A 7,225-nucleotide genomic window follows, 5' to 3' on the forward strand; every position below is an offset into this window, starting at 1 on the left:
AGAAAGCAGACGAACTCATGTCTCACCTGCTCGATGGCGTCAACGCCGCCTCCCTGCGTACGGACGTCCCGGCCTTCCGCCCGGGTGACACGATCAACGTGCACGTCCGCGTGATCGAGGGCAACCGCTCCCGTATCCAGCAGTTCAAGGGTGTTGTCATCCGCCGCCAGGGCTCCGGCGTCTCGGAGACCTTCACGGTCCGCAAGGTCTCCTTCAGCGTCGGCGTGGAGCGTACCTTCCCGGTCCACTCCCCGATCTTCGAGAAGATCGAGCTCGTCACCCGCGGTGACGTGCGTCGCGCCAAGCTGTACTTCCTCCGTGAGCTCCGCGGCAAGGCCGCGAAGATCAAGGAGAAGCGCGACCGCTGATCTCCTCTCCGGGTCCACGGGAAGGCCGGATAGGCTCCACCCCGATGGACACCGAAGCAGAGCTCACACAACGCGGCCACTCCTCCCCCGAGCAGGGGGAGGAGTGGCCGCGTTGTGTTTTCTCCGGGCTTCGCGCCTCCTTCCGGAGCCCCTGGCGGCGGGCCGGGGCGCTGGGCGTGGTCTGCACGGTCTTCCTGCTGCTGGTCAGCAATTTCGTCGTACAGCCCTTCCTGATCCCGAGCCGGTCGATGGAGCCGACGCTGAAGGTCGGCGACCGGATCCTGGTGAACAAGCTGGCGTACCGTTTCGGCGCCACGCCGCAGCGCGGGGACGTGGTCGTGTTCGACGGCACCGGGTCCTTCGTACGGGAACCCGCGCGCGGCAACCCGGTGGGCGACGCCCTGCACGGGGCCGCCTCGGCGCTCGGGCTGGCGGAGCCTTCCGACACCGACTTCGTGAAACGGGTCGTGGGAGTCGGCGGGGACGACGTGGTGTGCTGTGACACCGGCGGCCGGATCCGGGTCAACGGGGTCCCCGTGGCGGAGCCGTACCTCTACCCCGGCGACACCCCCTCGGAGGTGCCGTTCCGGATCGTGGTCCCGCTGGGGACCCTGTGGGTCATGGGTGACCACCGCTCGCAGTCCCGGGACTCGCGGGACCACCTGGGCGAGCCGGGCGGGGGGATGGTGCCGGTGGAGAAGGTGATCGGGCGGGCCGACTGGATCGGCTGGCCGGCGTCCCGCTGGGGCTCGCTGCCCGCGGGGGCCGCGGCCGGTGGTCCGCGTGGGTAGCCGGGGAAGCCGCCGGAGCCGGCCGAGGGCGGGGGACGGGCCCAGCGGCGCCGGATGGCGCGCAAGCAGCGCCGGCGCCGTCGCACCCGGCGGGTCGGCGAGCTGCCGCTGCTGGTGGCGGTGGCCCTGTGCATAGCCCTGCTCCTCAAGACCTTCCTGGTGCAGGCGTTCTTCATCCCGTCGGGCTCGATGGAGCAGACGATCCGGATCGGCGACCGGGTGCTGGTGGACAAACTGACCCCGTGGTTCGGCGCCAAGGTCGAGCGGGGCGACGTCGTCGTCTTCAAGGACCCCGGAGGATGGCTCAAGGGCGAGGCGGCCCGGCCGGCCCCGGACCCGGCCGGCGTGAAGCAGATCAAGCAGACCCTGACCTTCATCGGCCTGCTGCCCTCCGCGGACGAGCAGGACCTGATCAAGCGCGTCATCGGCATCGGCGGCGACACCGTGGCCTGCTGTGACAACCGGGGGCGGGTGACCGTCAACGGGCGTCCGCTCGATGAGCCTTACGTGTCACCCGGGAACTCGCCCTCGGACATCCCCTTCGAGGTGCGCGTTCCCGCGGGGCGGCTCTTCGTGATGGGCGACCACCGCGCCAACTCGGCCGACTCCCGCTACCACCTCGACGAGGCGTTCGAGGGCACCATCGACGAGAAGGGCGTGGTGGGACAGGCCGTGGTGATCGCCTGGCCGTTCGACCACTGGCGCCGGCTGGAGCAGCCCGCGACCTTCCTCGACGTTCCGGATCCGGCCCGCACCGGGCGGCGGCAGCGGCCCGGCCGTCGCCGTCGGGGCACCGCGTTCGCATAGTGTGTTCCCGGTCTCCCGCGCCTTAGGGAACTCCCGCTCGTTAAGGGAGGGGAGGGCCCGCTCCCGATCCGGCGCGGGCGGTCGTTTCCGAGTGAGGAGTGGATGTGGGGGATGTGGCGGTAGGCGCTCGATCCGGACGCGATGAGGGCGAGGAGCGGCCGGACGATGCCGTCACGCACGACACCGACGAGGCGGCCGCCGAGGAGAAGCAGCACCGCTCCTTCTGGAAGGAGCTCCCGCTCCTCATCGGCATCGCCCTGGTGCTGGCCCTGCTGATCAAGACCTTCCTGGTCCAGGCGTTCTCGATCCCGTCCGACTCGATGCAGAACACCCTGCAGCGCGGCGACCGGGTGCTGGTGGACAAGCTGACCCCCTGGTTCGGCTCCGAGCCCGAGCGCGGCGAGGTCGTCGTCTTCCACGACCCCGCGCACTGGCTGGAGGGGGAGCCCACCCCCGAGCCCAACGTCGTGCAGAAGGTCCTCAGCTGGATCGGCCTGATGCCGTCCGCCGAGGAGAAGGACCTGATCAAGCGGACCATCGCCATCGGCGGGGACACCGTGGAGTGCAAGCGGGGCGGCCCGGTCGTCGTCAACGGCAAGGCGCTGGACGAGCCGTACATCTTCCCCGGCAACACCCCCTGCGACGACATGCCCTTCGGGCCGGTCACCGTGCCCAAGGGCAAGATCTGGGTGATGGGCGACCACCGCCAGAACTCCCAGGACTCCCGCTACCACATGCAGGACTCCACCCAGGGCTTCGTGCCGGTCAAGGACGTCGTCGGGCGGGCCGTGGTCGTCGCCTGGCCGGTCACCCGCTGGGCCACCCTGCCGGTCCCGGACACCTTCGACCAGAAGGGCATCGACAAGCAGCTCCCGGCGCCCCTGCACTCCCCGCAGGCCTCCGGGCTGGGCGTGGCCGACGTCAACTCGGCGGCCCTCGGCCTCGTGGGCGCCGTGCCCATCGTCCTGTGGCGCCGGCGGAGGCTGACCCAGGGCACTACCGCCCGGTAGGGTGCCGCCCAGGCAGGCCATCGCCGGGTGGCGGCCATCTCCGGGTATGGGGGCGCACCAATGGGCGGAACACAGGCAATACGCGCGAGCGGCAGAGATGGCCGCGGCGGCCTCGGCAACACGTTGTCGGGCATCGCCGTGGCCATCGGCTTCGCACTCTTCCTCGGCGGCTTCGTCTGGGGGGCGCTGGTGTACCGGCCCTACACGGTGCCGACGAACTCCATGGTCCCCACCGTGCAGCCCGGTGACCGGGTGCTGGCGGAGCGGATCGGCGGCGCCGAGGTGCGCCGCGGGGACGTGGTCGTCTTCAAGGACTCCCAGTGGAGCGACTCGCCCATGGTCAAGCGGGTCGTGGCCGTCGGCGGCGACACCGTCAGCTGCTGCGGCCAGGGCGGTGGGCTGACCGTGAACGGGAAGCCGCTGGACGAGCCGTACGTGGACCAGGCCGGGCGCGACGCGCTGGCCGCGGGGACCACCACGTTCGAGGTGACCGTGCCGGAGGGCAACCTCTTCCTGATGGGCGACCGGCGCTCCGGCTCCCTGGACTCACGGGCCCACCTCCAGGACGCCGGCCAGGGGACCGTTCCCCGGTCGGCGGTCGAGGCCCGGGTCGACGCCCTGGCCTGGCCGAACACGAGGATGCTGGACCGGCCGCAGGCCTTCGCCGCCCTCCCCGGCGGGGTCTCGCAGCCGGGGCCGCTGCGGCTCCAGGTGGCCGCGGTGGTGGCCGGCGCCGCCCTCGTCGTGCTGGGGGCGGCCTACGGGCCGGTCGCCCGGGTCCTGGGGCGCGGACGGGCGCGGGGGCGCTCCGGTGGGCGCTGAGCCGGGCGTGGAGCGGGGCGCGGAGGGGCCGCGGAAGGTGTCCCGGGTGGTCCTGCTGGACCCCGCGGACCGGATCCTGCTGCTGCACGGCTTCGAGCCGGACGATCCCGCCGACACCTGGTGGTTCACCCCGGGCGGCGGGCTGGAGGGCGACGAGACACGCGAGGAGGCCGCGCTGCGGGAACTCGCGGAGGAGACCGGGATCACCGGGGTGGAGCTGGGGCCGGTGCTCTGGCGCCGCTACTGCTCCTTCCCCTTCGACGGCAGGCGCTGGGAGCAGGACGAGTGGTACTTCCTGGCCCGGACCACCCGGACCGAGATCGTGCCGGGCGGGCTCACCGAGCTGGAGCGGCGCAGCGTCACGGGGGCGAGATGGTGGACCTCCGAGGAACTTCTCGCGGCCCGTGAGACGGTGTACCCGACCAAGCTCGCCGGGCTGCTCAGGACGCTGCTCGACGACGGTCCCCCGGGTGTCCCGGTGGTCCTGCCCCCGGAAATCGTTTAGGGGCGCACGGCGCTGGCGCACAATAGGGGGACGCACGGCTGAAGGGGAACATGCCATGAGCGCCGAGGACCTCGAGAAGTACGAGACCGAGATGGAGCTGAAGCTCTATCGGGAGTACCGCGACGTCGTCGGGCTGTTCAAGTACGTGATCGAGACGGAACGCCGTTTCTACCTCACCAACGACTACGAGATGCAGGTGCACTCGGTCCAGGGAGAGGTGTTCTTCGAGGTCACGATGGCCGACGCCTGGGTCTGGGACATGTACCGGCCCGCCCGTTTCGTCAAGCAGGTGCGGGTCCTGACCTTCAAGGACGTGAACATCGAGGAGCTCAACAAGAGCGACCTCGAACTGCCGGGCGGCTGAGCCGGCCGAGGGGGCCTCGGAGGGCCCAGGGGCCCGTCGAGGCCCCCTTCTCACCCGTGAGGGTGAGCGGTCCGTCCACAACGCCCGGGTTGTCCACCAAGATCCACACGGTGGGCCGGGTCGCGCGATCGTCGGTGCCGGAGGTGGTGCCGGATGAACGCGAAGGGCGTGGCACGACAGGCATTGGGACGGTACGGCGAGGAGCTCGCCGTGCGGCGGCTCACCGAATCGGGGATGACGGTGATCGCCCGGAACTGGCGGTGCCGGGGCGGGGAGATCGACATCGTCGCGCGGGACGGGGACGCCCTCGTCGTGTGCGAGGTCAAGACCCGCCGCGAGGGGGATTTCGAGCACCCCATGGCCGCCGTCCGGGCCGGCAAGGCCGAGCGGCTGCGCCGGCTCGCCGGGCGCTGGCTCGCCGACCACGGGGGACCGCCGCCGGGCGGGGTGCGGATCGACCTGGTCGGGGTCCTGCTGCCCAGGCGCGGCGCGCCCGTGGTGGAGCACGTCAGGGGGGTGGCCTGATGGGGTTCGCGCGGACCTGCTCGGTGGCCCTGGTGGGCGTCGAGGGCGTCGTGGTGNTCGTGGTGGAGGTCCAGGCCGACCTCGAACCGGGTGTGGCCGCCTTCACCCTGGTGGGGCTGCCCGACAAGACCCTGGTCGAGAGCCGGGACCGGGTACGGGCCGCGGTGGCGAACTCCGGCGCACCCTGGCCGCAGAAGAAGCTCACGGTGGGCCTCAGCCCGGCCTCCGTGCCCAAGTCCGGAGCCCATTTCGACCTGGCCGTCGCGGCGGCCGTCCTGGGGGCCGCCGAGGTGGTCGACCCCGGGGCGATCGCCGACCTCGTGCTCATCGGCGAGCTGGGCCTCGACGGCCGGGTGCGCCCGGTGCGGGGGATCCTGCCGGCCGTGGTCGCCGCCGCCGAGGCCGGGTACCGGCAGGTGGTGGTGCCCCAGCAGTGCGCCGCCGAGGCCACCCTGGTCCCGGAGGTCTCGGTGCTGGGCGTGCGCAGCCTGCGGCAGCTGATCGCCGTACTGACCGACGCGCCCGTTCCCGAGGAGGACCCGCCGGACGGGGAGGGCCGCCCCGACCCGATGCTGGCCGGACTGGTCCTGCCCGGCGCCGGGCTCGGGGCGGGCCTGGCCCGGAGCGGCGGGGCGGACCCGGACTTCCCCGACCTCGCCGACGTGGCCGGCCAGCACAGCGCCCGCCGGGCCCTGGAAGTGGCCGCCTCCGGGGGCCACCACCTCTTCCTCAGCGGGCCCCCGGGCGCGGGCAAGACGATGCTCGCCGAACGGCTGCCCTGGATCCTGCCGCCGCTCACCCGGCAGGACTCCCTGGAGGTGACGGCCGTCCACTCGGTCGCGGGAATCCTGCCGCCCGGCGAGCCCCTGGTCTCCCGGCCCCCGTACTGCGCCCCGCACCACTCGGCGACCATGCAGTCCCTGGTGGGCGGGGGCGCCGGGATCCCCAGGCCGGGCGCCGTCTCCCTGGCCCACAAGGGAATCCTCTTCCTGGACGAGGCGGCCGAGTTCAGCGCGAAGGTACTGGACGCCCTGCGCCAGCCCCTCGAAGCCGGGCACGTGGTCATCGCCAGGGCCGCCGGGGTGGTACGGCTGCCCGCCCGCTTCCTGATGGTCCTCGCGGCCAACCCCTGCCCGTGCGGCCGGCACACCCTGAACGGGTCCGGCTGCGAATGCCCCGCCTCCGTGATCCGGCGCTACCAGGCCCGGCTGTCGGGGCCCCTGCTCGACCGGGTGGACCTGAGGGTCGAGGTGGAACCGGTCACCCGCTCCGACCTGCTGGGCCGGGGCGGCCGCGGCGAGGCCACGGGGGCCGTCGCCGACCGGGTGCGGGAGGCCCGGGAGCGGGCCGCAGCCCGGTACGGGGGCACCCCCTGGCGGCTCAACGCCGAGGTGCCGGGGCACGAGCTGCGCACCCGCTGGCCGGCCGGTCCCGGCGCCCTGGCCCAGGCCGAGCGGGAGATGGAGCGCGGGCTGCTGACCGCCCGGGGGCTGGACCGGGTGCTGCGGGTCGCCTGGACCGTGGCCGACCTGCGCGGCCGCGACCGCCCCGAGGCGCTGGACGTGGCCGTCGCCCTGGAGCTGCGCACCGGGATCGCCCGCGGGGCGGCGCTGGCGATGGGGGCCGGGTCATGACCGCCGCCGGACCGCCGGACGCGGGACGGGCCGGTGCGGGGCCGCCGGACACCGGGCGGGGATCCGGCGGGCAGCCCGAGGCCGGGCGGGCCGGTACCGGGCCGGTGGATGCCGGGCGGGCACCTGCCGGGCGGCCTGAGGCAGGGGCGCCGGACGGCGGATGGCCGGGCCCTGGGGACGCCGGGGCGGAGCTGCTGGCGCGGGCCGCGCTGACGCGGGTGCTGGAGCCGGGGGAGGAGCACGGCGGGCGCTGGCTGCGGGAGCTCGGGGCCGTCGCCCTGATGCGGCTGCTGACCGGGCCGGACCCGGGCCCCGGGCCGCTGACCGGGGCGGGCCCCGAGCGGATCGCCGGGTACCGCAGGCGGGCGGCGCTCGCGGAGCCCGCGCGGGACCTGGAAC

At 73.6% G+C, this 7,225-nt stretch carries 9 protein-coding genes and 1 pseudogene; all 10 read left to right on the top strand.

Going from position 1 to position 7,225, the window contains the following annotated elements; all coding sequences use genetic code 11:
• Window positions 1-17 precede the first annotated feature (17 nt).
• Window positions 18-368, top strand: a complete 351-nt coding sequence (gene rplS, locus VR44_RS03980; RefSeq protein WP_030227407.1) for a 50S ribosomal protein L19 — start codon at window positions 18-20, stop codon at window positions 366-368.
• A 44-nt stretch (window positions 369-412) separates the two neighbouring features.
• Complete coding sequence (gene lepB, locus VR44_RS03985; protein ID WP_045945945.1) at window positions 413-1,159, top strand: signal peptidase I; 747 nt, start codon at window positions 413-415, stop codon at window positions 1,157-1,159.
• A gap of 54 nt (window positions 1,160-1,213) precedes the next feature.
• Entirely contained in the window at window positions 1,214-1,966 is a 753-nt protein-coding gene (gene lepB / locus VR44_RS03990; RefSeq protein ID WP_425424483.1) for a signal peptidase I, read from the top strand.
• A gap of 113 nt (window positions 1,967-2,079) precedes the next feature.
• Complete coding sequence (lepB, locus tag VR44_RS03995) at window positions 2,080-2,976, top strand: signal peptidase I (protein WP_045945946.1); 897 nt, start codon at window positions 2,080-2,082, stop codon at window positions 2,974-2,976.
• A gap of 60 nt (window positions 2,977-3,036) precedes the next feature.
• Window positions 3,037-3,798, top strand: coding sequence for a signal peptidase I (gene lepB, locus VR44_RS04000; RefSeq protein WP_045945947.1), 762 nt, complete (start codon window positions 3,037-3,039; stop codon window positions 3,796-3,798).
• Window positions 3,788-4,303 carry an NUDIX hydrolase gene (locus VR44_RS04005; protein ID WP_045945948.1) on the top strand — a complete coding sequence of 172 codons (516 nt, stop codon included), beginning with the start codon at window positions 3,788-3,790 and terminating at the stop codon, window positions 4,301-4,303. The genes lepB (VR44_RS04000) and VR44_RS04005 overlap by 11 nt, the downstream gene beginning before the upstream one ends.
• 55 nt (window positions 4,304-4,358) lie before the next feature.
• Window positions 4,359-4,667: a DUF2469 domain-containing protein gene (locus VR44_RS04010; protein ID WP_014675276.1), complete on the top strand. Its 309-nt coding sequence runs from the start codon at window positions 4,359-4,361 to the stop codon at window positions 4,665-4,667.
• Window positions 4,668-4,820: 153 nt separating this feature from the next.
• A complete protein-coding gene (locus tag VR44_RS04015; protein ID WP_045945949.1) occupies window positions 4,821-5,192 on the top strand; it encodes a YraN family protein in 372 nt (123 codons plus the stop codon).
• The gene (locus VR44_RS04020) at window positions 5,192-6,826 is read left to right on the top strand and encodes a YifB family Mg chelatase-like AAA ATPase (RefSeq protein ID WP_045945950.1); all 1,635 of its coding nucleotides are present in this window, start codon (window positions 5,192-5,194) and stop codon (window positions 6,824-6,826) included. Before VR44_RS04015 ends, VR44_RS04020 begins: the two co-directional genes overlap by 1 nt.
• A pseudogene (locus tag VR44_RS44775) lies at window positions 6,823-7,225 on the top strand (DNA-processing protein DprA); the annotation flags it as partial. The gene VR44_RS04020 and the pseudogene VR44_RS44775, both read left to right, overlap by 4 nt.

It is taken from the genome of Streptomyces katrae, from assembly GCF_000966975.1.
GTDB lineage: Bacteria > Actinomycetota > Actinomycetes > Streptomycetales > Streptomycetaceae > Streptomyces > Streptomyces katrae.

Bases quoted from the DNA above. Each gene is read 5' to 3' on its own strand.
- lepB (WP_045945947.1), top strand. From the start codon at position 3,037: ATGGGCGGAACACAGGCAATACGCGCGAGCGGCAGAGATGGCCGCGGC.
- VR44_RS04015 (WP_045945949.1), top strand. From the start codon at position 4,821: ATGAACGCGAAGGGCGTGGCACGACAGGCATTGGGACGGTACGGCGAG.
- VR44_RS04010 (WP_014675276.1), top strand. From the start codon at position 4,359: ATGAGCGCCGAGGACCTCGAGAAGTACGAGACCGAGATGGAGCTGAAG.
- lepB (WP_045945945.1), top strand. From the start codon at position 413: ATGGACACCGAAGCAGAGCTCACACAACGCGGCCACTCCTCCCCCGAG.
- rplS (WP_030227407.1), top strand. From the start codon at position 18: ATGTCTCACCTGCTCGATGGCGTCAACGCCGCCTCCCTGCGTACGGAC.
- lepB (WP_425424483.1), top strand. From the start codon at position 1,214: ATGGCGCGCAAGCAGCGCCGGCGCCGTCGCACCCGGCGGGTCGGCGAG.